This window comes from Methylotenera versatilis 301 (assembly GCF_000093025.1).
In the GTDB taxonomy this organism is placed as follows: Bacteria; Pseudomonadota; Gammaproteobacteria; order Burkholderiales; family Methylophilaceae; genus Methylotenera; species Methylotenera versatilis.
Map to the genome: position 1 here is coordinate 2,680,973 of NC_014207.1, position 25,949 is coordinate 2,706,921.

Sequence of the window (25,949 nt, forward strand, 5' to 3'; positions counted from 1 at the left end):
CTAATATCTCGCCTATGAAATTAAGCAAAAACAACGCAGGACTTGAAGCCGAGAAGTTAGCTGCAACTTTTTTAGCGAATCATGGCCTTAAATTAGTGACGCAAAACTATCATTGTAAATACGGTGAAATTGATTTGATTATGAGACACGCCAAAACGCTAGTATTTATTGAGGTTAGACTAAGATCAAACAGCCAATTTGGTAGCGCTGGCGCCAGTATTACACCGCAAAAGCAGCAAAAACTCATACTGACAGCGCAACATTATTTACAGCAGCATGGCGACTGCCAATGCCGATTTGACGCCATCTTAATGAACAAAGCCGAGGCCAGCCACATCGAGTGGGTTCGTAATGCATTTGACGCATAATAAGCGTATCATTCGCGAAAATGTTGTTTTAACGAACTGTAGTAGAACATATTAAAGCTTAAAGATATAAGTTAAAAATTAACCTAGGGGTTATCTTAAAGTAACATCAAGGAGCAATCTATGAAATCAAGTATGACCAAACAAACTGCACTCAAACTAATCTTATCTGCAGCACTCATTTCTCAAATCACCGCTTGCGTACCCGTTGTGGTTGGTGGCGCCGCGGCTACTGGCGCAATGGCTGCCGATAGACGCACTTCTGGTATTTATGTAGAAGATGAGAATATCGAACTAAAGGCTGTGAAAAAAATGGAAACAAACTTGGGCGAAGACGCGCATGTGAACGTCACCAGCTACAACCGCAATGTGTTGCTAACCGGTGAAGTGCCTGTGGCTGAATCTAAATCTAAAGCTGAAAACTTGGTGAAAGAAATCACCAACACACGCTCCATCACCAACGAAATTACAGTTGGCCCAAAATCGACCATAGGTTCACGTAGCAACGATAGCTACATCACCTCTAAAATCAAAACTAAATTTGTGACTGAAAATAAATTCCCAGCGAACTATGTAAAAGTAGTCACCGAAAATGGTGTCGTTTACTTATTAGGTATCGTCACGAATAAAGAAGCCGACGACGCGGTAGAAATCGCTCGCAATACCGATGGCGTGACTAAGGTGGTAAAAGTATTTGAATACATGCCATAAAATAAGCGCTGCGCGCCTTGAGCATCCCACCAGTTTGAGGCCGCGCATTTAAACTGAAAATGCTATAATACGCAGCACAAATAACACAGAACACCTCTGAAATACAGCTAAAAGAATTGGTAAATCACAAATGACAACACAACCCACAATGACACAAGTAAGCGGCGAAATTATCATCGAAGGGAACACGCGTGCAGGCAAACCTTTTCGCCCTAGCGATTGGGTGGATCGTATGTGTAGCACTTACGCGACGTTTGGCGAAGACCGCAAACTTAGATATTCACCGTACTTAAAACCAAAAGTAGTGAATGGTGTGCGCTGTTTAGCAGTGGATTTGAAGTTAAAAACCGTCAACCCTGAAGGCTATGCACAATTGATGCATTTTGCTGATGAAAATCAACTGAATGTTTTGGATGCTGAAGGTAACAGCATCGCGGTGCCACACTAGTTAAATACGCTGGCGTTTACCTAATTTACTTAGCAACGCCAATTATTTTTTCAATATACTGCTTAGTAATTAAGCCACGCTTAATTTTAACCAACTCACCTTGTGGGTTATAAATAAACGTGGTGGGCAACACATCAGCCCTTCCAATTTGTGCTGTAACTTCATCGTCACCCAGAACTATCGGATACGACATCAACATATCATCGACGTAATCCGTCACCTCTTTATTACTTTTGTAATCAAAAACAACACCTAACACCATCAAGTCTTTTTTTCTACGGTGGTCATAAAGATTCACTAAATCAGGCACTTCCTCTAAGCATGGCGGACACCAAGTCGCCCAATAGTTTACAAGTACCCATTTACCTTTGTAAGCAGCCAATTTGTGTGTAACGCCAGCGGTATCTTTTAACTCAAAAGAAGCAGGTGCTTTCTCCGCAGCAAGCCCCCATGAACTCGTCGTGATCAAGAGTAAAAATGAAAGGCTGAGTAAAAACTGGCGCATTGAATAACTCTCTAAAAAACTAAGCTAAAAAGCTACGATTAAAATCAAACAAATCACCCACTCAGTCGCTAATGTAGCGCCATCCAGATGAATGTCATTTTGACAGTGTAAATGCTAGTGTAAATGTAAACATTATCATACAATCATATAACTGCCCTCGGCCTATAAGAAGTAAAAAATGGCGTTAAATCTTAATATTCCTGCACTTAAAGATAATCCAATTATCATTGCCGAGACTCGGCCACAGAAAATCGGCCAGTCGCTGCTAGATCATATCGCTAAGAATCCGCTAGACATTGCCTCGCACTTACACAGTGAATTAGAAATATTAAACCGCCAGAAAATCTCTCCGACCAATAGAGTGCAAGCATTAGATGCATATCGCCCGCTATTAATTAGCACTGTGCAAGCGCTTTCTGAAGACTACAGCAACGCTGCATTACCATTACACGACAAAGCCAAATTAGCAGCTGCAGCGGCTGAGTCATTATGGTTAGAATTAGGCTACGGCTACAAACTGGTATTGGTCGACTTACAAAATCAGCTGATTAAACTGGGTACCGACAAAAGTTCGGCAAATGCCATACAACGCGCCATGCACGCAGTTGCAGAACACGCGCTGACTTACTATCAAACATACTCAACTCCGCCAGAACACATTTGGAGCGACTTACACCAACTTTATTTTTGCGCCATCAAACTTGGCATACAAAACGTTAAAGTAGATGAAGAAAAAGCCGTGGTTGGGTCAACAGCGACAATAGCCAACACCATAGAAAATACATATAAACATGCATTATTAATGTCACTTGCTGACCCTCAGCATCTAACACAAAAGAACATGCGCTTAGCGGCTGAGTATTTAGCGTTTCATGTTGAAAACGCAAAAATATCGATTGTTGCGCCTTTGGAAATCACAACCAGTTGCTTTATTGTTAATTTATCTTCAAACAAGCCACCTGTTCCGTATAGCAAACAAAAAGTCGCGCCGAATCCTGACAGCGATATTCTTTTGCAGACCTTAGATCTAGTGATTGGCATCCATCAAGATTTAAATTCTTTACAAAATAATCAACTACCTAAAGATGGCGGTGTTCCTGCAAACGCAAATCGTGATGAATATATCGATTTATTAACTTACCTCATCAAGCACTGGGGCGTTACGCAAAAACGAATTTTTAACCGCACCAAGTCCGAGGGTGAGATTGAGATTGTGACTGGCATTCCTGCCATACATTATTTCTCTAGTGCAAATGTAGAACACACTGCGAATGCGAACATTGGCAAACTCCAACATAGCGAAAATATGCCAGAACCCTCACGCTGGCATGTTATTAACATTAGCGCGATTGGCATGTCGGTTAGACGCCATGCTACCGCCGAAAAGAATATACGCATTGGCGGACTGTTAGGCTTTAAAACTAAAAATGAGCAACACTGGTCTATAGGCTTAGTGCGCTGGGCGGCCTGCGGCAGTAGGGACAGGCTAGATATTGGCGTACAATTAATCGCACCACGTGCACAAAGCGCAATTGCCCACATCGACAAAACAGGCCGTGAAGAAATGGTATTGTTACTGCCTGAGCTAGTCGCTGTAAAACAACTTGCAACAGTTATTGCTCGGGTTGGCACCTATCAGCCTGCGCGCCAATTATCGATCACATACAATAACAGCACACATGTGATTATGCTCACTAAAATAGTAGAGCGCTCACATCATTTTGAGCGTATACAATATAGCGTCATTAATTAGTAAAACTATCTTCAATGGAAGTGGTCATCACTTAACATTACAGAAATTTACTTTTAACTAGAACTTTCGCATTTTGCACTTCACTAAAACAGTTTTTTTCGTTACGATACGTAATTAATTTTTTAAAAGCATTAACCAATTAGAGGTTTTCCATGAGCGAGCACATCACACACCTTAACGACGCAAGTTTTGAACAAGACGTTCTGCAGTCACAACTTCCTGTTTTAGTAGACTACTGGGCAGAATGGTGTGGTCCTTGCAAAATGATTGCGCCAATCTTAGATGAAATTTCTAAAGAGTATGCTGGTCGTCTTAAAGTAGGCAAACTCAACATTGATGATAACCAATTAACACCGCCAAAATATGGCATTCGTGGCATTCCTACATTAATGCTATTTAAAAATGGTAATGTAGAAGCGACAAAAGTAGGTGCATTATCTAAATCTCAATTAACCGCATTCATTGACAGCAACATCTAAACCATTTAGGCTGTACGTGTCATCACAAATGCTTGATTTCTAAACTCCTTATAAATCAAGCATTTTTTGAAATTATCCTTTAATTTAAATCTGTAGTTCTCAATCCTGCCCCACACAATTCTTGTTTTAGTGAGCCTCCATGCACTTATCCGACCTTAAGCATTTACCCGTTACAGAGCTAGTAGAAATGGCTATCGCCGATGAAATTGATAATGCTAGCCGAATGCGCAAGCAGGATTTGATTTTCGCCATTTTAAAACATAAAGCGAAAAAAGGTGAAAGCATTTTTGGTGATGGGACGCTTGAGGTGCTACAAGATGGTTTTGGATTTTTGCGCTCGCCAGACACGTCTTATTTAGCTGGTCCAGATGATATTTACGTATCACCTTCACAAATCCGCAGATTCAATCTGCACACAGGCGATAGCATACAAGGTGAAATTCGCATCCCTAAAGATGGTGAACGTTACTTCGCACTAGTTAAAGTCGATGTAGTCAACGGTGAAGCGCCTGAAAACACTAAGCACAAAATTCTGTTTGAAAACTTAACACCGCTATTCCCAACGATTCCACTTACATTAGAGCGTGATATCAAAGGTGTAGAAAACATTACTAGCCGCGTAATTGATATGATTGCACCAATTGGTCGCGGTCAACGTGGCTTATTGGTCGCCAGCCCAAAAAGCGGTAAAACCGTGATGATGCAAAACATCGCGCATGCAATTACTGCAAATCATCCTGATGTAATTTTAATCGTATTGTTGATTGATGAGCGTCCTGAAGAAGTGACAGAAATGACCCGCTCAGTAAGAGGCGAAGTCGTTGCGTCAACCTTTGACGAGCCAGCAACACGCCACGTACAAGTTGCTGAAATGGTGCTTGAAAAAGCTAAACGCTTGGTTGAACATAAAAAAGACGTCGTCATTCTATTAGACTCTATTACTCGTTTAGCGCGAGCTTACAATACCGTCATCCCATCATCAGGCAAAGTATTAACTGGTGGTGTGGATGCCAATGCATTACAACGCCCAAAACGTTTCTTTGGTGCTGCGCGTAATGTCGAAGAAGGTGGTTCATTAACTATTATTGCTACAGCCCTCGTTGATACTGGCTCTCGCATGGATGATGTCATCTATGAAGAGTTCAAGGGTACGGGTAATATGGAAATTCATCTTGACCGCAAAATGGCCGAGAAACGTCAATACCCTGCTATCAATGTCAACAAATCTGGTACGCGTCGCGAAGAATTGCTCATCGAAAAAGATGTGTTGCAGAAAATTTGGGTACTTCGCAAACTACTCTACCCTATGGATGATCTAGAGGCGATGGAGTTCTTGTTAGATAAAATCAAAGCCACGAAAAACAATGCTGACTTTTTTGACAGCATGCGCCGTGGCTAAATAAGCTCTAGTTTCTAAAGCTATAGCTTGCTAAGATTTATCAGCTTAATTAACACATAACCTTGCGTACTAGCAAGAATGCAAATATAATGCGCGGTTACAGCAAAACTGTATTTTTACAGCAATTTGCACTTACTAACGAACTACTAAATAGTGCCGTATCTTTCGGCAACACATATTGAGGCTATATTATGAAAGATGGAATCCATCCAGAATACCGCGACGTTGTTTTTCAAGACATCGGTGCAGATTTTAGTTTTATCACTCGCTCTACTATCGCAGCGCGCGACACAATCAAATGGACTGATGGTAAAGAATATCCATTAGTTAAAATCGAAGTATCATCAAAATCACACCCGTTTTACACTGGTAAACAAATGATTTTAGATACTGCTGGTCGTGTTGATAAATTCCGTAAAAAATACGGTATGTAATCATACTTTGCAATCTAGATTGCAAATATCAAGGCAGCTCAGGCTGCCTTTTTTATTTTCGCAACTAAAAGACTCAACATCGATAACGCAGCTTCATTTAATTCAACTGAATTTCTTGCTGCGCGACACAATCGGTTAAAATAAACAATTAAGACTAATAAAAAAGCAAACTTAGCGACTCAATATTATGCGTTTTCAACTGGATCACGACTGGCAAGGTAATATGTCAACACCGCGTGCACGCATAGGTGACGGGGCAAAAACACAGTTGTTACTTTTATTGTGCGCAATTTGGATTGTATTAGGTTTAATTGGCCATGCGCCTTGGAAACCCCTAGAGTCGACCAGCATCAATATTGTCAAAAATATTTTAGACGGTGGCAGCTTACTTGCGCCTTTAGTCAGCGGCGAATCCTTTCCTTCAAACGCTCCTCTTTACTACCTCAGTGCAGCTACCAGTGCAAAATTACTCTCTCCATTACTAAGTATTCATGATGGTGCCAGGTTATTTAATACCATTTGGTTAGCCATACTATTGCTCATGGTAGGAATGACTGGTCGTGAGCTCTGGACACGCGGTGTCGGGCGTCACGCTACATTTATTATGATAGGCACGATAGGTTTAATCATTAGCGCACATAGCTTAAGCGCTGAGATCGCAAACCTAACTTGCTTGGCGACTGGCTTTTATGCATTAGCGCTGTCTAAGCGCCGCCCTTGGCGTGCAAGTGGCCTTTTGGGAGCCGCGCTTGGCATTGGATTTTTAAGCTTTGGTATAATACCTGTACTTATTTTACTAAGCACGGCACTAATTCTGCCTTTAGTGTTCAAAATTTGGCGCACAAAAAGCTTTGCAAAATTCTTGAGCCTAGCCATTGTGATTGCCACTCCAATGATATTAACTTGGATTCTGCTACTACAACATTACTATCCAGCAATGCTATCGAGCTGGTGGCAACTCAATCTCAATAATTTCAACCAACTCAATCACCTCTATTTTTTACGTATCTTAATTTGGTACGCTTGGCCTGCCCTGCCATTGGCATTATTAGGCTTATGGCGCTATCGCCAACAATTATTAAGCAAACCCAAATTTCAGCTGATGATGAGTTTTTTTATTTGCAGTTTATTTTTCTTAGGGTTAGGTGCTAGTACTAAAGACATCAATGCGCTTCCTTTACTTTTACCACTTGTAGCACTGGGTGCAGGTAGCGTGGAGCATCTAAAACGCGGAGCTGCTGCGGCTTTAAACTGGTTTGGCGTAATGCTATTTGGGCTAATTGGTGTGCTGATTTGGTTAGGTTGGACAGCCATGCTGACTGGCTATCCTGTCAAAATTAAAGAGCGCATGCAGTTCTTATCTGGCGCATATGAAACTCATTTTAACTGGCTATCATTCCTTATTGCCCTAGCAATTACCGCCATCTGGCTGTTAGTTTGCATGCGCGCCAAACAAACCAATAAATCCACAGTCACTAATTGGGCGGTAGGCATGACCTTTGGCTGGGGCTTATTAATGACGCTCTGGCTACCACTGATAGACTCAGCAAAAAGCTACCAACCAGTGTTTTTAAGCATGAATAAAGTGCTACCAAAAACCTACAACTGCATGAACAGCCTAGATGTTGGGCAACCGCAAAGTTTATTGCTCAATTACTACACCAATATTCAATTGCAGCCTTTTGAAACGACACAGCAATTAACTTGTGACTTTTACTTATTACAAGACGTAAAAGGCATAGGCAAAATGCAGCCTGGACAGGAGTGGAAACAGATTTGGACGGGTAAACGCGCAGCTGATAGAAAAGAAGGTTTTAGGTTATTTCTGCGAGTTAAGTAGCATAAGAGCCTCAGCTACTTAATGTAGCAACTTAAATAGTCAAAGCTTTAAATGTGCTTTAATCGCATTCTGCACTTGAGCATGTATGCCAGATCCGCTTTGTTCACTCACATATTCTGCAATTTGTTTACGCATCGATAAGGCCCAAAACTTATTGATATGCTCTGCAATGTCTTTTTGAGCGTGACTTTGGTTTGGATATGATTCGTAAAAATCACCGATTTGATTAGCCATTGAAATTAAGCGTTGAATATCCATTTTTACTTTTCTCTAATCTTACTCATTCATAATATTGTCAGCGTGACTGTAAATCACATAACGACTTTCTCTTGCAAATCCAACTAAGGTTAAGCCGCATTGTTCTGCTACTCGCACTGCCAAACCTGTGGGTGCTGAAACCGCGACTAACATGCCCACGCCAGCGCTTGCTGTTTTTTGTACCATTTCAAAACTTGCACGACTGGTGGTAATAATAAAACCAGTCCTATCAAGCTCTTGTTTTGCTAGTGCGCCAACCAACTTATCCAGTGCGTTATGCCTTCCTACATCCTCACGCACCAAACCCACCGTGCCATCAGCCTGTACATAAGCACTAGCATGGGTTGCGCCAGTTTGCTGTTGTAACTTCTGCTGCGCCTGTATGGTTTTCAAACCAGTCACTATGGCGCTTGCATTAAACCTGCGATATGTTTTTAGCAGCGCTGGATAACGTATGGCTTGCGCTAAATTTTCAGCGCCGCACAATCCGCAGCCAGTTTTACCTGCTAAGGTACGACGCCGCTCTTTTAGCTGCATAAAACGTTCACTAGCAATTTCACAGTGTAATTCTATGCCGTTATCTTGCACCTGCACTTCAATGCCATATAACTCACCAGCACTTTGTACGATGCCTTCGCTAAGCGAAAAACCAAGTGCAAAATCTTCTAAATCTTGTGCAGTTGCCAACATCACCGCGTGTGAAACACCGTTGTAAATCAGTGCCACAGGTGTTTCTTCTGCCAAACAATCTTGCGTTTTTACTATTTCACCATTTTGCCATTGTGAAACACCCAATGTGCTTAATGGCACATCTGCAACCAATTTAACCATATGCAAATCTGCCAACTATCCACACCGTCATACCAGCGAAAGCTGGTATCCATTGGCTTGCTTCGCACAGCTATTGGTAGCAGCTGTATTCCAGCTTTCACTGAAATGACGTAGTAGCTGATGAATGACGGCTGACATTAAATAAACTTATTGCTAAAGCTCAATTTTTGCTGCTTCTAGGTCTCTATCGGCAAACGCCAACTGTGCTTCACTAAAGGTTTTGTAATGTTGCTGCCAATCAGAAAGCTGATTCACGCGTGTCACTTGTACGGCGGTGACCTTAAACTCAGGGCAGTTAGTTGCCCAATCTGAGTTTTCCGTCGTAATCACGTTTGCGCCTGATTCTGGATGGTGGAACGTGGTGTAAATCACACCAGGTTGCACACGTTCAGTAATTTTTACACGCAATACAGTTTCACCTGCGCGACTAGCAATACCTACCCAATCACCTTCGCTAATACCGCGCTCTTCTGCATCATGTGGGTGAATTTCAACAATATCTTCGCTGTGCCAAGCCACGTTCTTAGTACGGCGTGTTTGTGCCCCTACGTTGTATTGCGAAAGGATACGACCTGTCGTTAGAATCAGTGGGAACTTAGGCGTTACTTTCTCAGTGGTTGCCACATATTGCGTTACGAAGAACTTACCTTTACCGCGTACGAATTCATCGATATGCATGGTCGGCGTGCCTAGTGGTTGCTCGTCATTGCACGGCCACTGTATGCTGCCTAACTCGTCAAGTTTCTTGAAGCTAACGCCTTTAAATGTTGGTGTTAGGCTTGCCACTTCATCCATAATTTCAGAAGCGTGTTTATAGTCCATAGGGTAGCCAAGCGCATTCGAGAATTTAGCTGTCACTTCCCAATCTTCCATACCATTTTTTGGTGTCATCACACGGCGCACTGGTGAAATACGACGCTCAGCGTTGGTAAATGTACCGCTTTTTTCTAAGAATGATGCTCCTGGGAAGAATACATGCGCGAACATTGCGGTCTCGTTCAAGAACAAATCTTGCACGATGACACATTCCATATTCTCTAGCGCATGCGTTACATGCTGTGTGTTAGGGTCAGACTGCACAATGTCTTCACCAACGCAGTAAATTGCTTTAAAACTGCCTTCTATGGCATTGTCTAGCATGTTAGGGATACGTAAACCTGGATCATTACTTAGCGGACGACCCCATGCACCTTCAAATAACTCACGCGTAGCTTCATCTGACACATGACGATAGCCTGGGTATTCATGTGGCATAGAGCCCATGTCACAAGAACCTTGCACGTTATTTTGACCGCGTAATGGATTAACGCCGACACCTTCACGACCAATGTTAGCTGTTGCCATGGCTAAGTTTGCAATACCCATCACCATGGTAGAACCTTGGCTGTGCTCGGTAACGCCTAATCCGTAGTAAATCGCAGCATTGCCGCCAGTGGCATATAACCTTGCCGCTGCGCGTAACTCTTCAGCTGGAACACCCATTGCCAAACCTAATACTTCAGGTGAGTTTTGTGGGAGCGCAACAAAATCACGCCACTCTACAAATGAATCCCACTCACAACGCTCTTTTACAAATTCCTCATTCACTAAGCCCTCAGTCACAATGACGTGTGCAATAGCGGAGATTAATGCCACGTTAGTGCCTGGTTGTAATTTAAGGTGATAATCTGCTTTAACGTGTGGAGAGTCCACCAAATCAATCGCGCGTGGATCGGCAATAATCAGTTTTGCACCTTCGCGCAAGCGACGTTTCATTTGTGAAGCAAACACTGGGTGACCATCTGTTGGGTTTGCACCAATCACAAAAATGACATCCGACTGCATCACGGAGTCAAAGGTTTGCGTACCTGCTGATTCACCTATTGTTTGTTTTAAACCATAACCTGTCGGGCTATGACAAACACGTGCGCAAGTATCCACGTTGTTTACACCAAACACTGCACGTACTAGTTTTTGCACGACATAAACTTCTTCATTGGTGCAGCGTGACGATGTAATACCGCCCACAGAAGCTTTGCCATATTTGGCTTGAATGCGGGTAATTTCACTGGCGGCATAGCTAAATGCTTCATCCCAGCTCACTTGTTGCCATTCATCATGAATGCTTTTACGTATCATAGGTGTGGTGATACGGTCTTTGTGTGTTGCGTAACCCCATGCAAAACGCCCTTTTACGCATGAATGGCCGTGGTTTGCGCCACCATTTTTATTCGGTACCATGCGAACGACTTCTTCGCCTTTCATTTCAGCGTCAAATGAACAACCAACGCCACAATAAGCACAGGTTGTTGTCACGCTGTGCTCAGGCACACCATGCTCAATCACGGTTTTCTCAATCAATGTTGCCGTTGGGCAAGCTTGCACACAAGCGCCACAAGACACACATTCTGAATTCATAAAATCGGTTACACCAGCAGCTACTTTTGATTCAAAGCCACGACCTGAGATAGTGAGTGCAAAGGTGCCTTGCGTTTCTTCGCAAGCGCGCACGCAACGTGAGCAGACGATACATTTGCTTGGGTCAAAAGTGAAGTAAGGGTTGCTTTCATCTTTTTCTGCCTTCAGGTGATTTTCACCTTCATAGCCATAACGCACTTCACGCAAACCTACTGCGCCAGCCATGTCTTGCAGTTCGCAATCGCCATTGGTTGCACAGGTTAAGCAATCTAAAGGATGGTCTGAAATATACAGTTCCATTGTGCCGCGACGAATATCGGCAAGCTTAGGCGTTTGCGTATGTACTTTTAAGCCTTCAGCTACAGGCGTTGTACATGAAGCTGGATAGCCACGACGACCTTCAATTTCCACCACACACAAACGGCATGAACCAAAAGGCTCTAAACTGTCTGTTGCACATAGTTTAGGCACGTTAATGCCAGCCATAATTGACGCGCGCATAATAGACGTACCTTCTGGCACGGTGATTTCTCTATCATCAATCATCAACGTGACTTGAACGTCAGAATCACTCGCTGGCGTACCATAATCTAATTGATCATCGTAATTGGTGCGGCTATGCTCATGTTGATGATGCGTGTTGCTGTATTTAATGTCGTCCATTTTAATGCTCCTACTATTTTGTAGCGCGGGTTTTAACCCGACATATCAGGCCAAAGCCTGACCTACTTAGCTATTCCGAAATCTTCAGGGAAATGATTCATCGCGCTTAATACTGGATATGGCGTCATGCCACCCAATGCGCATAGCGAACCATTCAACATAGTGTCGCTTAAATCGCGCACCAACTTAATGTTTTTCGCAGTATCTTTGCCTGCGATGATTTTATCAATCACCTCAACACCACGGGTAGAACCTATGCGGCATGGCGTGCATTTTCCGCATGACTCAATCGCGCAGAATTCAAATGCATAACGTGCCATTTTTGCCATATCGACCGTATCATCAAATGCGACAATACCACCGTGACCTACAACCGCCCAAATATTGCTAAATGCTTCGTAATCTAAAGGTGTATCGAATTGGCTTTCTGGCAAGAACGCGCCTAATGGCCCGCCGACTTGCACTGCACGAATCGGCTTGCCCGTTGCTGAACCACCTCCGTAATCGTAAAGCAGTTCACGTAAGGTAATCCCAAACGCAAGTTCTACTAGACCACCATGTTTTAAATTACCTGCCAACTGAATAGGCAAAGTGCCTCGCGAACGACCCATGCCGTAATCCGCATAATATTGTGCGCCTTTATCTAAAATAATTGGCACTGTAGCAAGTGAAATTACATTATTCACAACGGTAGGTTTACCGAATAAACCTTCAATCGCTGGTAGTGGCGGTTTAAAACGTACTAGACCACGCTTACCTTCTAAGCTTTCGAGTAGTGAAGTTTCTTCACCGCATACATAAGCACCAGCTGCGCGACGAACCTCTAAATTAAAGGTATGTGTTGAGCCACAAATTTTATCGCCCAAATAGCCTGCCGCCTCTGCTTTAGCAATGGCTTCGTTCAAAGCTTTAAGCGCATGTGGGTACTCACTACGCAAGTAAATATAACCTTGTGTCGCACCTACTGCAACACCTGCAATCGTCATGCCTTCAATCAGCACAAACGGATCATCTTCCATAATCATGCGGTCTGAGAACGTACCAGAGTCACCTTCATCCGCATTACATACAATGTATTTTTGATCAGCCTGACAGCCCAATACGGTATTCCATTTAATACCAGTTGGGAAAGCCGCACCACCACGACCACGCAGACCTGAATCTGTGACCGCTTTAACAATTTCAGCACCAGATAATGTCAGGGCTTTTTTAAGACCTTTATAGCCATCGTGGGCAATATAATCATCTAAAGAAACTGGGTCTGTAATACCAACGCGCGCAAACGTTAAGCGCTGTTGTTTTTTCAACCATTCAATTTCTTCGGTTAAACCTAAGCTCAAAGGGTGATTTTTAGCATTAAGAAAATCTGCGTCAAATAGTGAAGGTACATCTTTAGCCTTAACAGGACCATAAGCAACACGACCTTGGTCTGTTGCCACTTCAACCATTGTTTCAAGCCAGTAAAGACCACGAGAGCCATTACGGATAATTGTTATGTCTAAACCGCGTTTTTTCGCTTCCAGAGCAATCGCAACAGCGACTTTTTCAGCACCCATTGAAAGCGCGCTAGAATCGCGGGGAACGTATATTTTAGTTGTCATCATTAAGCCCTTGCCTCTGCAATCAATGCATCCAAATCTTCAGCAGAAACACGTCCATAAACCTCTTCATCCATCATCACGGCCGGCGAAAGCGCACAGTTGCCCAAACAATATACAGCTTCGAGCGTAATCGCATCATCAGAAGTTGTTTGATGGTAATCCACATTCAAACACTTTTTAGCGTGAGCCTCCAATGCTTCAGAACCCATCGATTGGCACGACTCAGCACGACAAATCTGCATCACATGACGACCGGGCTTGTGCGTACGAAAGTGATGATAAAAAGTCACCACACCATGCACCTCAGCCACGGATAAACTTAGCGCCTTACCAATCTGAGAATAAGAAGATTCTGGCACATAGCCAATGTTATCCTGAATGGCGTGCAGCAATGGCATTAGCGCACCTGGCATATGCTGATGTTCACTAATCAAGGCACCTAATCTGAGATCTAAATCTTGTTTTGTTTCTAAATCTTGCAACTTATTCTCTCCAAAACATCTAACATTATATTCATATACGCATTAGTATAATACACTTGTTAAATCGTTACCAATTCGACAAGCAATGGCTAAAAAAGTGCTTAATTCTTCAAAAATGCTTACTCAAATACCGCAGCAGAAACTGATAGACCAATTTGGTCGTACAGTAGATTACATTCGCCTATCCATTACAGATCGCTGCGATTTCCGCTGCGTGTATTGCATGTCAGAAGACATGACATTTTTACCGCGCGATGAAGTATTAAGTCTTGAAGAATGCGCGCGGCTCGTTAAAATATTTGTCGACTTAGGAGTAAGCAAAGTCCGCATTACTGGCGGTGAGCCGCTAGTACGCAAAAATGCATTATGGCTTTTTGAAGAAGTCGGCCAACTTGAAGGGCTCAATGAGTTAGTACTCACTACCAACGGAAGCCAGCTAGAGAAGCAAGCCCAAGATTTGAGAAATGCTGGAGTGAAACGCATTAACATAAGTGTAGATAGCCTCAACGCTGAACGATTTAAGAAAATTACGCGCACTGGCGAGCTGGATAAAGTATTGCGCGGCATACAAGCCGCCAAACAAGCTGGCTTTGAAAATATCAAACTAAACACTGTGCTCATGCGCGGCGTGAATGATGACGAGGCATTATCGTTGGTAAAATTTGCTATCGATGAAGCAATCGATATTTCGTTCATTGAAGAGATGCCTTTAGGCGAAGTAGATCACACAAGAGAATCAACATTCTGCAGCAATGAAGAAACTCTTAAAATACTCCAAAGTGAGTACCCGCTCATCGCCAGTACCGAAACAACTGGTGGCCCTGCTCGGTATTGGCGAGTCGCAAATACAAAAACCAAAATTGGTTTCATTTCACCGCACAGCCATAACTTTTGCGAAAGCTGCAACCGTGTACGCATTACCTGCAAAGGCGAACTTTACTTATGTTTAGGACAAGAAGATAAAGTCGATTTAATGCCTCTGTTACGTGCAAACCCAAATGACGACCAAGCGGTCATTGACGCAATTTTGGCCAGCATGGCAATTAAACCTAAAGGACACGACTTTGATTTACGCCGCGCAGAACCTGCGGTGATTCGGTTTATGTCACACACGGGCGGTTAGTTTTACTTTAATCTCTCTACATTTCACTCATGCCAATCTCTGCAATCATTCTTTCAGGCGGACGAGCCACTCGTATGAACGGTGTAGATAAAGGCTTAGTCCTTTTACAAAGCAAACCACTCATTCAGCACGTCATTGAACGCTTAACAACGCAAGCTGATGAAATACTTATCAATGCCAATCGGGAGCTTGCCCAGTACCAAGCTATGGGCTACCCCGTGTTACAAGATGAAGTGGAAGACTTTTTAGGTCCGTTAGCTGGATTTAGCTTGGGCTTGCAGCACGCCAAGCATGATTATGTACTTACTGTGCCTTGCGACTCACCATTATTGCCAGTTGATTTAGCGCAACGCCTGATGGCTGCTCTAGTTGAAAACAATGCAGAGATTGCCGTAGCAACTAGTGAAGATAGCACTCACCCGGTATTTTGTTTGTGCAAAAAAACTGTATTGCCATCCCTCACCGCTTATTTACAGCAAGGTGAGCGCCGCGTGAGCACTTGGCAAAAAAGCCAACAATATATTGAAGTGGATTTTAGTGATTGCAATGAAGCTTTTACGAACTTAAATACTTTTGAAGATTTGGCAGCACTAGAACAAAAGTTAAGTAAAAAATAATTAATTATTCAAAATGAGTTTTAAAAATAGGATGAACTTTAAAAAATGGTAGCCAATTCATTATCTGAAATCATTTCCGACCCTAGTTGCATGGATGACTACGATCCAAACTCAATGCCTGTGGCTAAAGCACGACAATTCATCAAGCAGTTTTTAAGCCCTGTTATTGAAACTGAAGTTTTACCGATTCGCGAGAGTTTAGGTCGCGTATTGGCGGCAGATATATTGTCGCCAGCTAACGTACCCAATTACGATAATTCGGCGATGGATGGCTACGCGTTTAACGCAGCAGACATAGGCAAGTCTACCGAATTAAAAGTAATAGGGTCAGCTTTTGCAGGTAAAGCCTTTGTCGGCGGCATTCAATCTGGAGAATGTGTACGCATTATGACGGGTGGCATGATGCCCAAGGGCGCAGATACCGTCATTATGCAAGAGCGAGTAAAAGTTGAAGGTGACTTGATTCGCTTTACTGAAGCGCCAAAACCTAAAGCAAATGTACGCTATACAGGCGAGGATTTGCAATTAGGCAAAACAGTATTGCCCGCAGGCCATATGATGCGTGCGTCTGATTTAGGGTTAATCGCTTCACTTGGTATTGGCGAAGTAAATGTGTATCGTCAACTCAAAGTGGCTTTCTTCTCTACAGGCGATGAATTAGCCAGTATTGGCAAGCCTTTGCAAGAAGGTCAAGTATACGACAGTAACCGCTACACACTTTACGGCATGCTAAAACGTCTTGGCGTAGAAATCATAGATATGGGCGCAATTGCTGATGACCCCGAGTTACTGGAAAAAACGTTACTCAACGCTGCAAAACAAGCCGATGTAGTCATTACCAGCGGTGGCGTTTCGGTCGGCGAGGCTGACTATATGAAGCAACTACTAGCTAAACACGGTCAAGTGATGTTTTGGAAAGTCGCTATGAAGCCTGGTCGCCCTTTGGCTTACGGCAAAATCCAAGGAAGCCAAGATAAGCATGCGCATTATTTCGGACTACCTGGCAACCCTGTGGCTGTGATGGTGACATTTTATCAATTTGTACGCGATGCCATGCTTGTATTAATGGGGCAAACCAACACAGCACCATTACCCACGTTTAATATTGTATGTACCGAAAACATTAAAAAACAAACGGGTCGCACGGAATTTCAACGCGGCATATTATTTGCCGATAGCGATGGCACATGGAAAGTCAAGCCGACCGGGGCGCAAGGCTCAGCGATTCTAAGTTCAATGTCATTGGCTAATTGCTTTATTGTTCTCGATGAAACAGTTGGCAACTTAGATGCAGGGGCTTTAGTACAAGTGCAAGTGCTAGATGGCTTGGTTTAATATTGCTTTCTAAATTTACGCCTAGCTTGTTGTATAATTTTCAGTTGATTTGAAATTCATCACCGATTTCTTTAGAAATTTTTTATTCACTTATTTGGAATATTTGTGTCTTTGAACATCGCCGTCAATCATTCCAATAACAGTCAATCTGGTGCAATCAATGCTAACGGCAACACGCTGATATGGGCGGTTATTTGCTCAATCTTGCTGCATATTTTGCTCGCGTTTATTATTCCCAATGTTAAGTTTGAGGCTGTTAAAAAACCAGTTTTGCTTATCGTTGAATTAAGCAAAAAGCCTGAGCCACCGCCTGTTGTTGTACCAGAGCCAGTCAAAGTGGAACCTGAACCGATTAAACCTAAAACAGAACCCAAGCCTGAGCTCAAACCCATCACCAAGCCTTTACCAACACCATCCGTAGTGAAAAACGAACCTACGCCTGCTGTGCCACCACCAGCGGTTGTTACACATCAAACAGAAGTCATTGCAGCTGCACCTAAGGTCGATGCAGCGCCATCACCAATGCCGCCTGTACCTGTAGCGACACCTGAGCCACCCAAACCTGCTGCGCCAAGCCAAGAGGACATGGAGGATGCTCGCGGCAGATATGGCAATACACTTTGGGGCGCGATTGGTAAACATAAACAATACCCTCGCATTGCCCAAATGCGCGGCTGGCAAGGTGAAGCTGTTGTCGAGTTACTACTTGATGGCAACGGCAAACTTAAATCAAAAAAAATCATTCAATCAAGCGGCTTTGAGAGTTTAGATAAACAAGCTCTAGAAATGGTTGAAAAAGCCGCACCATTTCCAGCGCCACCAGAAGCCTTACGAGGCAGTAACTTTAGTATCAAAGTACCTATTCCATTTAAGCTTGAAGATCAGTAGTTTTTATAAACTGCCACCCTTAAACTCACCAGCATGCTTAAAAAAAACAAATCCCTAAAAGATTTATTGCTGATTCATGAGCTGGCATTTATCTTACTCATTATCTTGGCAGCCACCGCTGGCGCTATTGGCATTCATTTATGGGAAAAATCCAGCCAAGAGGCAAGCCGAATCAGCTTGCTTGTCACTGAGGTACAGCAGACGCGTGGGGATTTATATCGTCAAATGAAAGAGTTGTTTGACGCCTATTTTTTAGATGACTCCGGGGCGCGTGCAGAGTACGACAATTTCACCATTACCGTTGAGGCACATTTTGTACAATTAAAAAAAATTACAGTGAGTGAAGCTGAAAAAGCCGCCATCAATGACTTGCACGAGAATTACAAAAAATTTGTTATTGAAACGCCAGCGCTATTTGACCAGTACCAAGCAACCAATAGCGATACAGTAAAACATGCATTAAATACCGAAATTGAAACTGGCTTATTTAAGCGCTATGAGGAAATACTCGCGCGTACTGAAAAACTACTCAACCAAAAACAAATTGAACTAGATAGCCAGCTTAAAGCAAGCAAGCGCACATCCGTCATACTGCTGATTATTCCTTTAGTTCTTGCCGTATTACTACTCATGTTTTCACGAATCTTCCTCAAGCGCGCCATCGTAAAACCACTGAACGATGTATTAAAAGCTACCTCTGAGATTAGCGCGGGCAATCTTACGCACAAAGCACCTGAAGTAGGCATTGTCGAGCTTGCCGCAGTATCAAATGCCATTAATGACATGGCCGATAAATTAGCCATTAGCCAAGAAACTTTAGTGCGAACCGAAAAACAAGCAGCGCAAGGCTTATTGGTGCCGATGTTGGCACATAACATTCGCAACCCTTTAGCCAGCATACGCGCCACAGCTCAGGTAATGGATGATCCAGAGCATGACGCTGAAACACGCTTATCATTACGCGGGATTATCGACACCGTAGATAGGCTAGAACGCTGGACAGGTGCATTGTTGGCTTATTTATTACCGCTAAAACCTCAGCCAGAAGATACTAGTCTGCAAGAAATTGTGAATGGCGCGCTAGCGCCGCTGCAACAAAAAATAAAAGAGAAATCGATTCGATTCATTCTGCCAAATTGGCCTAAAACTACTGCCATATACACAGACCAGCATTTGCTAGAACAAGTCATTTACAACTTAATATTAAATGCGATTGATGCTTCAAGTAAAAACAGCACTATAGAAATCACACTCAAAGCAACACCGACAAAATATACGCTATTACTGCTAGATCAAGGTTGCGGCATGCCATTTACGCCAGATCCTAGCGCCATGAGCACGCCAACCACCAAAAGATTTGGTACAGGTATTGGCATCCCGTTCGCGTTTAAAGTATGTGATGTGTTGGCTGGTGAATTAAAATTTGAGATGCGTCATGAAGGCGGTACGGCTATCACGATTCTACTACCTAAAACTTTGAACTTATCTGTAAATTAAAGCCCTTATTTAGAACTCATTAGTTAAAACCTAAACCCATCAATATTTAATTATCAATTTACGGCTAAATATCGATAATTCTTTGCAAATCCTATTGCCTATTTCAGGCTTTTTATCAACAATGGAGGTAGACAATATGACCGATACACTAATACTCGACAAAGCAGTTCCAGATTTTCAGTTGCCCGCCACAAGCGGTGTGACTTTTCAGTTATCGCAATTTCTCGGTAAAAATCTAATCATCTACTTTTACCCCAAAGACTCCACCCCAGGCTGTACCACACAAGGTATTCAATTTAGAGAGGCTTATGCTGATTTTCAGAATCTGAATACTGAGATTTTTGGTGTTTCTAGAGATAGCTTAAAGTCGCATGAGAACTTTAAAGCTAAATTCAGTTTCCCTTTTGAGCTACTGGCAGATACTGAAGAACTTGCTTGTACATTATTTGGCGTGATGAAAATGAAGAATATGTATGGCAAACAAGTACGCGGTGTTGAGCGCAGCACTTTTGTTATCGATAAAAATGGTACGCTTATTAAAGAATGGCGCGGTGTTAAGGTGGATGGTCATGCTGCAGAAGTTCTTAATTTCATTAAAACTATTTAATATCAACTTACTTGATTCAATCTTATAAATTTCTTTATCACTCACAATTAGAAAGAATGTAATGGCAAAAAAATCGCTAAATGCTACCAAGCTTTTTGTACTTGATACCAATGTATTGATACATGATCCTTCTAGCTTGTTTCGCTTTGAAGAACATGACATTTTTCTGCCTATGGTGACGCTGGAAGAACTCGATAACAATAAAAAAGGGCTCACAGAAGTTGCTCGTAACGCTCGCCAAGCAAGCCGTAATTTAGAAGAAATTGTAGGCACAGACTTAACCAATCTTGAACTTGGCTGCCCACTCAATGTGAACGGTAATCGTCATCTCACTGGACGTTTATTTGTACAAACGCTGCAAGTCACCACTGAGCTACCCGGACTTGCTGGTCTAAAAGCAGATAATCAAATTCTAGCCGTCGTACTTGAATTGCAAAAAAGCCAGCCAGACCGTCAAGTTATTCTAGTCAGTAAAGACATCAACATCCGTATTAAAGCCCGTGCAATGGGTATGCCTGCGGAAGATTACTTTAATGACAAAGTCCTTGAAGATAGCGACCTTTTATACAGCGGCATGAAAGAGCTTCCTGCTGATTTCTGGGAAAATCACAGTAAAGAAATGGAATCATGGCAAGAAGCCGGCCGCATGTTCTACCGCATTAATGGGCCATTATGTAAAACGTTTCTAGTGAATGAATTTGTCTATTATGAGTATGAAAAACCATTCCACGCCTTAGTGCGTAGTGTAGATGGCAACAGCTCAGTATTAGAAGTTGTTAAAGACCATATGCAGCCCAAGCACAATGTTTGGGGCATTAATGCACGCAACCGTGAACAAAATTTTGCACTTAATTTATTGATGGACCCTGAAGTAGATTTCGTCAGCTTATTAGGTCAGGCTGGTACGGGCAAAACATTGCTCACATTGGCCTCCGCACTCACGCAAGTACTTGATAAAAAGATCTACTCTGAAATCATTATGACGCGTGTCACTGTTTCAGTAGGCGAAGATATTGGCTTTCTACCAGGGACTGAAGAAGAAAAAATGGGCCCTTGGATGGGCGCACTAGATGACAATTTAGAGGTGCTCAATAAAAGTGATGAAGATGCTGGTGAATGGGGACGTGCAGCCACGCAAGATTTAATTCGCAGCCGCATCAAGGTGAAATCACTCAATTTTATGCGTGGACGCACGTTTTTGAATAAATTCTTAATCATCGATGAAGCGCAAAACTTAACGCCTAAACAAATGAAAACACTCATTACGCGTGCAGGGCCAGGCACTAAAGTGGTTTGCCTAGGCAACATCGCACAAATCGATACGCCATACTTAACAGAAGGCAGTTCAGGTCTGACCTATGTGGTCGATAGATTTAAGGGCTGGAGCCACAACGGCCATATTACGCTGCAGCGTGGTGAACGCTCTCGTCTAGCCGACTTTGCATCCGAAGTTTTATAGTTCTATTGATAAATCACTAATGACTCGAAGACTCTCCCATGATTGTGCCGTAATAACTCCGTGTAAAGCACAGCAAGGTAGAGTCGTAAAAGTCAGTATTGATTTAGAAATAAAATGACCAAAGGTTTTTATACCTTATTAATTGCTCAATTCTTATCTGCCGTTGCAGATAACGCATTGCTGTTCGCCTCTATCGCTTTACTTTCTAAGCTCAATGCGCCCGAATGGCACGAACCTTTATTGCGCGAGTTCTTTGTGATTGCCTACATAGTATTAGCACCATTTGTAGGCCCATTCGCTGATGCCCTACCCAAGGGCAAGGTTATGTTTTTAAGTAATGGTATAAAATTCTTAGGTTGCTCGCTGGCGTTATTCGGCCTGCCACCCTTATATGTGTACGCCATTGTGGGCATTGGTGCTGCGGCTTATTCACCTGCTAAATACGGCATATTGACAGAAATGTTGCCTCACTTTCAGCTGATTAAAGCAAACGCTTGGATGGAAGGCACCACAGTCACGGCGATCATCTTAGGGCCAGTATTTGGCTCCAGCATTTCAGCTCACGATCCGTATTTCGGTATCGCCATCATCACCTTAATTTACTTACTGGCAGCAGGCTTCAACTATTACATTCCGAAGGTGCCTATCGATCATAAAATGCCAAAACGTGACCTAATTTCCCTTCTAAAAGACTTTTGGCATGCCTTTACAACCCTGTGGCGTGACCCACAAGGCCAAGTATCACTCGCTGTGACTACTTTATTTTGGGGTGCAGGTGCAACACTGCAATTTGTGGTACTGCGCTGGGCAGGGCTAAAACTTGGATTAGATGAGCAATCTGCAACTAAGCTCATCGCTATACTAGCGGTTGGTATTGCTATTGGCTCTGTTGGGGCATCCATGTTTGTTAAGTTAGAAAATGCAGTCAAAGTTTTACCAGCAGGCATCCTCATGGGCATTTTAGTCATGGGCATGATACTGGTTGAATCACCCGAGGTTGCCGCCGTTGTGTTGTTTTGTATTGGCGTGCTAGCGGGTTATTTCTTAGTGCCGCTAAACTCTCTACTGCAGCATAGAGGGCATACTTTACTTGGTGCAGGACATTCCATTGCCGTGCAAAACTTCAATGAAAATATCGGCATTCTCGTACTGCTAGGCATCTACACTTTGATGGTGCATGAAAATTTATCTATCGACATCATTATCATCATATTTGGTGCATTTGTGAGCATTAGTATGGCTGTTATATATAAGCTGTACTTAAAGCATACCAAAACAAATTGCTAACTTATCCATTCCAAACAAATCGTTAATCAATAAAAAAGGTCGCCATAGCGACCTTTTTTATTGACTGGTATTTTAGTGAGAAATACTTAGTGAAGCTTCACTTGCGATTCAGATCGTCTAGTTATAGTACGGGCAAGCGTTTGCAACGCCATGCTCCAAAAGCCATGCAAAGCCATCAAATGCATTTTATAGAGTGACTGATACATCAATCTAGCGAATAAGCCTTCAATAAATAAACTGCTGCCTGAGAGTGAACCCATCAAATTGCCAACTGTAGTATAGCTGCCTAGATTGACTAAAGAACCGTAATCTCGATAGGTAAATTCCGGTAGCTCAGCTTTACCTGCCACACGACACTTCACTGATTTAATCAACATTGATGCTTGCTGGTGAGCCGCTTGTGCGCGTGGAGGCACGCTCTCACCTGCTTGACCAACCCAAGGGCAGGCAGCGCAATCACCAAATGCAAAAATATTCTCATCTAAAGTCGTTTGCAATGTCCGATTCACTACAAGTTGGTTGATACGATTAGTTTCTAATCCATCTATTTCATGTAAAAAGTCTGGCGCTTTAATACCCGCTGCCCAGACAACTAACACAGACGGGATAAAGCGCCCGCTATGGGTGTGAACGCCTTTATCTGTCACTTCAGTAACGCGCTCCCCTTTGTAAAGATGAACACGCAGCTTGCTAAGCTCCAGCTCCACAGAGTTAGATAGCTTAGGTGGAAGCGCAGGCAATACACGCGAATTAGCCTCAATCAATGAAATTTGAATATCGCGATCTGGATCAATCTTGTCTAGTCCATAGGCTGCTAGTTCACGCGTCGTATTATGCAACTCAGCTGACAACTCTACACCTGTAGCACCCGCCCCAACTATCACGACTTCTAACTGACCTGCATGTACTGGCGCTTGCTGTGTTTGCGCGCGTACAAGGGCGTTGTGTAAGCGTCTATGAAACTTCTCCGCTTGGTCTTGAGTATCCAAGGCTATTGAATATTCACTAGCACCTTTAACGCCGAAATCATTTGTCGTGCTGCCAATTGCAATAATCAAAGTATCATACTGCACGGTACGACGTGGGATAACCTCTTCACCATCTTCATCAAAATAAGGTGAAATTGATATTTCACGCTTAGCTCTATCGAGATTATCCATGCTACCTAAGCGGAACTTGAAATGATGCCAATGCGCTTGGGCAAGATAATTTAACTCATGCTTATCAGGATCCATACTGCCAGCTGCAATTTCATGCAGTAACGGCTTCCAAACATGGGTTTTTGTCTTATCGATCAGCGTAATCATGGCCTTACCTTTACGGCCAAGAGAATCGCCAAGTTTAGTTGCTAATTCTAGACCACCCGCACCACCGCCAACAATGACAACATGATGCAAACTATTTTGATTTTTATTATCCATAGTCATTCCAATCAACACTTAAATATCAAAGCTTCAAATAAAAACGCGCCTGCTGAACAACAGCAAGCGCGTCATTAAACCACTCAAGTAATTACTCGTTACCTGTCAAACCAGTACCCATACTACGAATCCAAGATTGAACTTTCAATATTTCATCTGGTGTAATACCATTTTTAGGATCAGTAGGGTCCATCAAACCAAGACCTTTTGCTCCCATACCACCATTTGTACCGTGCCAGATTGTTTCAAACATGCCCTTATTCGTTGCATCTTTAGGGTAACGGAAAGTAGGGCCTACTAAACCAGGACCCACTTGACCTTTGGCTTCTGGACCATGGCATTGTGTGCATGAATAAAGACCAAAAACTTTTTTACCTTTAGCAATTGCATCAGCATTACCAATGTACGGGTTTTTACCTGTCGCTAAAAATTCTTTTGCTGCTGGAGTATCAAACAATTTTGCATCAATGACTAAAGGTTTACCCTCTTGTGTATCAACAAAACTAATCGCAGGACCACCTGCATCGGCTGAAGCAGCTGTTCCACCGCTAGTTGCAGCTTTTTTGTCACAAGCACTTAATGCCATTAACATTAAAATCAACACTAAACTAAACTTACTTTTACCCATTTCTAATCTCCCGATTCTAAATTATGAGCTCTGACATCTAAGCCCTCATACTAACAAGTTTTAATTTTAAACGATCATCTCCACCATGGCTTTATCACCTATGACTAGTCTAGTCTGAAGCATAAAAAACGGCTGCTGTAATTATACAGCAGCCGTTTAAGTTATTACAGCACTACGTTTTTATAACCCGTTAGATTACTAACTCTTTAATTCTATTGACTTATTTCATCCAATCTTTTTCGCCATCGCCTTTGTAGACAGTACGAATATAACCAATTGCTTTTAATATGTCATCTGTACTAAGACCGTCACCAACATGCTCTGCTTGTTGAGCATGCCAAATAGGCATCAAACCACCTGAAACACCTGGCGTACCTGCAGATATAGTTTCAAACATACCTTTGTCAGTTGAGTCTTTAGCATAAACCCATTTAGTGTCAAATGCACCAGTACCACCATTTTTAACTAATGAAGGCGCCATCAAACCACCTAAATTACCACCATGACAGCCAGTACAACCGTTGTATGTCATCACATGCCTACCACCATCTTTAGCAAGTGCAGCGGCAGGATCAGCAGCATATTTTGCTGTGTATGGGTTTTTACAAGTTGCCAAAAATTCTTTAGCTTCTGGTGTATCTGTATCTATTGCTTTAACTGTTAATGGGCTACTGTCTTTTGTTGAAACTAAATTACAAGCAGCGCTTGCCTGTGTTGTTGCAGTTAAACCTACAAAACCAAGCATTGAAATTAATAACGCAGCTTTAACTGATTTAAAACCTAACATATCATCTCCTTATTGTAATGAATTTTGCTACGATCATTTTTGCAAACGCATTACTGAACGTGTTTTCATCTAACGTACCTATTATTTAATTGGTTGACACTTCAATTTCAAATACTACGTTAGTAATTGTTGTT

At 42.6% G+C, this 25,949-nt stretch carries 25 protein-coding genes; 16 read left to right on the plus strand and 9 right to left on the minus strand.

Features of this window, described 5'->3' with window-relative positions; genetic code table 11:
* The first annotated feature begins 14 nt into the window (after nt 1–14).
* The 3 genes from M301_RS12280 (at nt 15) to M301_RS12290 (ending at nt 1,524) form a co-directional block, all read left to right on the plus strand.
* Nucleotides 15–368, plus strand: a complete 354-nt coding sequence (locus tag M301_RS12280; protein ID WP_013149106.1) for a YraN family protein — start codon at nt 15–17, stop codon at nt 366–368.
* A gap of 120 nt (nt 369–488) precedes the next feature.
* The gene (locus M301_RS12285) at nt 489–1,076 is read left to right on the plus strand and encodes a BON domain-containing protein (protein ID WP_013149107.1); all 588 of its coding nucleotides are present in this window, start codon (nt 489–491) and stop codon (nt 1,074–1,076) included.
* Between the two features lie 130 nt (nt 1,077–1,206).
* Nucleotides 1,207–1,524 carry a DUF3579 domain-containing protein gene (locus M301_RS12290; RefSeq protein ID WP_013149108.1) on the plus strand — a complete coding sequence of 106 codons (318 nt, stop codon included), beginning with the start codon at nt 1,207–1,209 and terminating at the stop codon, nt 1,522–1,524.
* 25 nt (nt 1,525–1,549) lie between these two features.
* On the opposite strand, the gene M301_RS12295 is transcribed toward M301_RS12290, so the two are convergent.
* Nucleotides 1,550–2,029, minus strand: coding sequence for a TlpA disulfide reductase family protein (locus M301_RS12295; protein ID WP_013149109.1), 480 nt, complete (start codon nt 2,027–2,029; stop codon nt 1,550–1,552).
* A gap of 178 nt (nt 2,030–2,207) precedes the next feature.
* Here M301_RS12295 and M301_RS12300 point away from each other — a divergent pair, with 178 nt between their 5' ends.
* The 5 genes from M301_RS12300 to M301_RS12320 all read left to right on the plus strand — a co-directional run bounded on the left by M301_RS12300 (nt 2,208) and on the right by M301_RS12320 (nt 7,934).
* Nucleotides 2,208–3,782 carry a hypothetical protein gene (locus tag M301_RS12300; protein WP_013149110.1) on the plus strand — a complete coding sequence of 525 codons (1,575 nt, stop codon included), beginning with the start codon at nt 2,208–2,210 and terminating at the stop codon, nt 3,780–3,782.
* Nucleotides 3,783–3,934: 152 nt separating this feature from the next.
* On the plus strand, nt 3,935–4,261 hold the full coding sequence (gene trxA / locus M301_RS12305) for a thioredoxin TrxA (RefSeq protein WP_013149111.1): 327 nt from the start codon (nt 3,935–3,937) through the stop codon (nt 4,259–4,261).
* A 139-nt stretch (nt 4,262–4,400) separates the two neighbouring features.
* Complete coding sequence (rho, locus tag M301_RS12310; protein WP_013149112.1) at nt 4,401–5,660, plus strand: transcription termination factor Rho; 1,260 nt, start codon at nt 4,401–4,403, stop codon at nt 5,658–5,660.
* A gap of 191 nt (nt 5,661–5,851) precedes the next feature.
* Complete coding sequence (locus M301_RS12315; protein ID WP_013149113.1) at nt 5,852–6,094, plus strand: type B 50S ribosomal protein L31; 243 nt, start codon at nt 5,852–5,854, stop codon at nt 6,092–6,094.
* A gap of 187 nt (nt 6,095–6,281) precedes the next feature.
* The gene (locus M301_RS12320; RefSeq protein ID WP_013149114.1) at nt 6,282–7,934 is read left to right on the plus strand and encodes an ArnT family glycosyltransferase; all 1,653 of its coding nucleotides are present in this window, start codon (nt 6,282–6,284) and stop codon (nt 7,932–7,934) included.
* 39 nt (nt 7,935–7,973) lie between these two features.
* On the opposite strand, the gene M301_RS12325 is transcribed toward M301_RS12320, so the two are convergent.
* The 5 genes from M301_RS12325 to M301_RS12345 form a co-directional block, all read right to left on the minus strand.
* On the minus strand, nt 7,974–8,192 hold the full coding sequence (locus M301_RS12325) for a formate dehydrogenase subunit delta (protein WP_013149115.1): 219 nt from the start codon (nt 8,190–8,192) through the stop codon (nt 7,974–7,976).
* An 18-nt stretch (nt 8,193–8,210) separates the two neighbouring features.
* Nucleotides 8,211–9,023: a formate dehydrogenase accessory sulfurtransferase FdhD gene (gene fdhD, locus M301_RS12330; RefSeq protein WP_013149116.1), complete on the minus strand. Its 813-nt coding sequence runs from the start codon at nt 9,021–9,023 to the stop codon at nt 8,211–8,213.
* Between the two features lie 153 nt (nt 9,024–9,176).
* Nucleotides 9,177–12,083, minus strand: a complete 2,907-nt coding sequence (gene fdhF / locus M301_RS12335; RefSeq protein ID WP_013149117.1) for a formate dehydrogenase subunit alpha — start codon at nt 12,081–12,083, stop codon at nt 9,177–9,179.
* 62 nt (nt 12,084–12,145) lie between these two features.
* Complete coding sequence (locus M301_RS12340) at nt 12,146–13,684, minus strand: formate dehydrogenase beta subunit (RefSeq protein ID WP_148218681.1); 1,539 nt, start codon at nt 13,682–13,684, stop codon at nt 12,146–12,148.
* A 2-nt stretch (nt 13,685–13,686) separates the two neighbouring features.
* Entirely contained in the window at nt 13,687–14,166 is a 480-nt protein-coding gene (locus tag M301_RS12345; RefSeq protein WP_013149119.1) for a formate dehydrogenase subunit gamma, read from the minus strand.
* A gap of 115 nt (nt 14,167–14,281) precedes the next feature.
* Here M301_RS12345 and moaA point away from each other — a divergent pair, with 115 nt between their 5' ends.
* The 8 genes from moaA (at nt 14,282) to lplT (ending at nt 22,979) form a co-directional block, all read left to right on the plus strand.
* Nucleotides 14,282–15,289: a GTP 3',8-cyclase MoaA gene (gene moaA, locus M301_RS12350; RefSeq protein WP_013149120.1), complete on the plus strand. Its 1,008-nt coding sequence runs from the start codon at nt 14,282–14,284 to the stop codon at nt 15,287–15,289.
* 29 nt (nt 15,290–15,318) lie between these two features.
* Nucleotides 15,319–15,906, plus strand: a complete 588-nt coding sequence (mobA, locus tag M301_RS12355; protein ID WP_013149121.1) for a molybdenum cofactor guanylyltransferase MobA — start codon at nt 15,319–15,321, stop codon at nt 15,904–15,906.
* 45 nt (nt 15,907–15,951) lie between these two features.
* A complete protein-coding gene (gene moeA / locus M301_RS12360) occupies nt 15,952–17,241 on the plus strand; it encodes a molybdopterin molybdotransferase MoeA (RefSeq protein ID WP_013149122.1) in 1,290 nt (429 codons plus the stop codon).
* 105 nt (nt 17,242–17,346) lie between these two features.
* Complete coding sequence (locus tag M301_RS12365; RefSeq protein WP_013149123.1) at nt 17,347–18,129, plus strand: energy transducer TonB; 783 nt, start codon at nt 17,347–17,349, stop codon at nt 18,127–18,129.
* Nucleotides 18,130–18,162: 33 nt separating this feature from the next.
* Complete coding sequence (locus M301_RS12370) at nt 18,163–19,626, plus strand: sensor histidine kinase (RefSeq protein WP_013149124.1); 1,464 nt, start codon at nt 18,163–18,165, stop codon at nt 19,624–19,626.
* A gap of 136 nt (nt 19,627–19,762) precedes the next feature.
* The gene (locus tag M301_RS12375; protein WP_013149125.1) at nt 19,763–20,233 is read left to right on the plus strand and encodes a peroxiredoxin; all 471 of its coding nucleotides are present in this window, start codon (nt 19,763–19,765) and stop codon (nt 20,231–20,233) included.
* Between the two features lie 61 nt (nt 20,234–20,294).
* Nucleotides 20,295–21,692, plus strand: a complete 1,398-nt coding sequence (locus tag M301_RS12380; RefSeq protein ID WP_013149126.1) for a PhoH family protein — start codon at nt 20,295–20,297, stop codon at nt 21,690–21,692.
* Between the two features lie 114 nt (nt 21,693–21,806).
* On the plus strand, nt 21,807–22,979 hold the full coding sequence (gene lplT, locus M301_RS12385; RefSeq protein WP_013149127.1) for a lysophospholipid transporter LplT: 1,173 nt from the start codon (nt 21,807–21,809) through the stop codon (nt 22,977–22,979).
* A gap of 86 nt (nt 22,980–23,065) precedes the next feature.
* Here the strand turns inward: lplT and M301_RS12390 are convergent, their stop codons facing one another.
* The 3 genes from M301_RS12390 to M301_RS12400 all read right to left on the minus strand — a co-directional run bounded on the left by M301_RS12390 (nt 23,066) and on the right by M301_RS12400 (nt 25,815).
* On the minus strand, nt 23,066–24,400 hold the full coding sequence (locus tag M301_RS12390; RefSeq protein ID WP_013149128.1) for an NAD(P)/FAD-dependent oxidoreductase: 1,335 nt from the start codon (nt 24,398–24,400) through the stop codon (nt 23,066–23,068).
* Nucleotides 24,401–24,491: 91 nt separating this feature from the next.
* Complete coding sequence (locus M301_RS12395; protein ID WP_013149129.1) at nt 24,492–25,028, minus strand: c-type cytochrome; 537 nt, start codon at nt 25,026–25,028, stop codon at nt 24,492–24,494.
* A 220-nt stretch (nt 25,029–25,248) separates the two neighbouring features.
* Nucleotides 25,249–25,815 (minus strand): cytochrome c, encoded by a 567-nt coding sequence (locus tag M301_RS12400; RefSeq protein WP_013149130.1) that lies wholly within the window; start codon nt 25,813–25,815, stop codon nt 25,249–25,251.
* Between the last annotated feature and the right edge of the window lie 134 nt (nt 25,816–25,949).

Excerpts from the sequence above, each read along its gene's own strand:
- M301_RS12380 (WP_013149126.1), top strand. The coding sequence starts at position 20,295 with ATGGCAAAAAAATCGCTAAATGCTACCAAGCTTTTTGTACTTGATACC.
- M301_RS12295 (WP_013149109.1), bottom strand. The coding sequence starts at position 2,029 with ATGCGCCAGTTTTTACTCAGCCTTTCATTTTTACTCTTGATCACGACG.
- mobA (WP_013149121.1), top strand. The coding sequence starts at position 15,319 with ATGCCAATCTCTGCAATCATTCTTTCAGGCGGACGAGCCACTCGTATG.
- M301_RS12340 (WP_148218681.1), bottom strand. The coding sequence starts at position 13,684 with ATGACAACTAAAATATACGTTCCCCGCGATTCTAGCGCGCTTTCAATG.
- M301_RS12320 (WP_013149114.1), top strand. The coding sequence starts at position 6,282 with ATGCGTTTTCAACTGGATCACGACTGGCAAGGTAATATGTCAACACCG.
- rho (WP_013149112.1), top strand. The coding sequence starts at position 4,401 with ATGCACTTATCCGACCTTAAGCATTTACCCGTTACAGAGCTAGTAGAA.
- fdhD (WP_013149116.1), bottom strand. The coding sequence starts at position 9,023 with ATGGTTAAATTGGTTGCAGATGTGCCATTAAGCACATTGGGTGTTTCA.
- lplT (WP_013149127.1), top strand. The coding sequence starts at position 21,807 with ATGACCAAAGGTTTTTATACCTTATTAATTGCTCAATTCTTATCTGCC.
- M301_RS12400 (WP_013149130.1), bottom strand. The coding sequence starts at position 25,815 with ATGTTAGGTTTTAAATCAGTTAAAGCTGCGTTATTAATTTCAATGCTT.
- M301_RS12315 (WP_013149113.1), top strand. The coding sequence starts at position 5,852 with ATGAAAGATGGAATCCATCCAGAATACCGCGACGTTGTTTTTCAAGAC.
- M301_RS12300 (WP_013149110.1), top strand. The coding sequence starts at position 2,208 with ATGGCGTTAAATCTTAATATTCCTGCACTTAAAGATAATCCAATTATC.
- M301_RS12390 (WP_013149128.1), bottom strand. The coding sequence starts at position 24,400 with ATGGATAATAAAAATCAAAATAGTTTGCATCATGTTGTCATTGTTGGC.
- M301_RS12325 (WP_013149115.1), bottom strand. The coding sequence starts at position 8,192 with ATGGATATTCAACGCTTAATTTCAATGGCTAATCAAATCGGTGATTTT.
- M301_RS12375 (WP_013149125.1), top strand. The coding sequence starts at position 19,763 with ATGACCGATACACTAATACTCGACAAAGCAGTTCCAGATTTTCAGTTG.
- M301_RS12395 (WP_013149129.1), bottom strand. The coding sequence starts at position 25,028 with ATGGGTAAAAGTAAGTTTAGTTTAGTGTTGATTTTAATGTTAATGGCA.
- fdhF (WP_013149117.1), bottom strand. The coding sequence starts at position 12,083 with ATGGACGACATTAAATACAGCAACACGCATCATCAACATGAGCATAGC.
- M301_RS12290 (WP_013149108.1), top strand. The coding sequence starts at position 1,207 with ATGACAACACAACCCACAATGACACAAGTAAGCGGCGAAATTATCATC.
- moeA (WP_013149122.1), top strand. The coding sequence starts at position 15,952 with ATGGTAGCCAATTCATTATCTGAAATCATTTCCGACCCTAGTTGCATG.
- M301_RS12370 (WP_013149124.1), top strand. The coding sequence starts at position 18,163 with ATGCTTAAAAAAAACAAATCCCTAAAAGATTTATTGCTGATTCATGAG.
- moaA (WP_013149120.1), top strand. The coding sequence starts at position 14,282 with ATGCTTACTCAAATACCGCAGCAGAAACTGATAGACCAATTTGGTCGT.
- M301_RS12285 (WP_013149107.1), top strand. The coding sequence starts at position 489 with ATGAAATCAAGTATGACCAAACAAACTGCACTCAAACTAATCTTATCT.
- trxA (WP_013149111.1), top strand. The coding sequence starts at position 3,935 with ATGAGCGAGCACATCACACACCTTAACGACGCAAGTTTTGAACAAGAC.
- M301_RS12280 (WP_013149106.1), top strand. The coding sequence starts at position 15 with ATGAAATTAAGCAAAAACAACGCAGGACTTGAAGCCGAGAAGTTAGCT.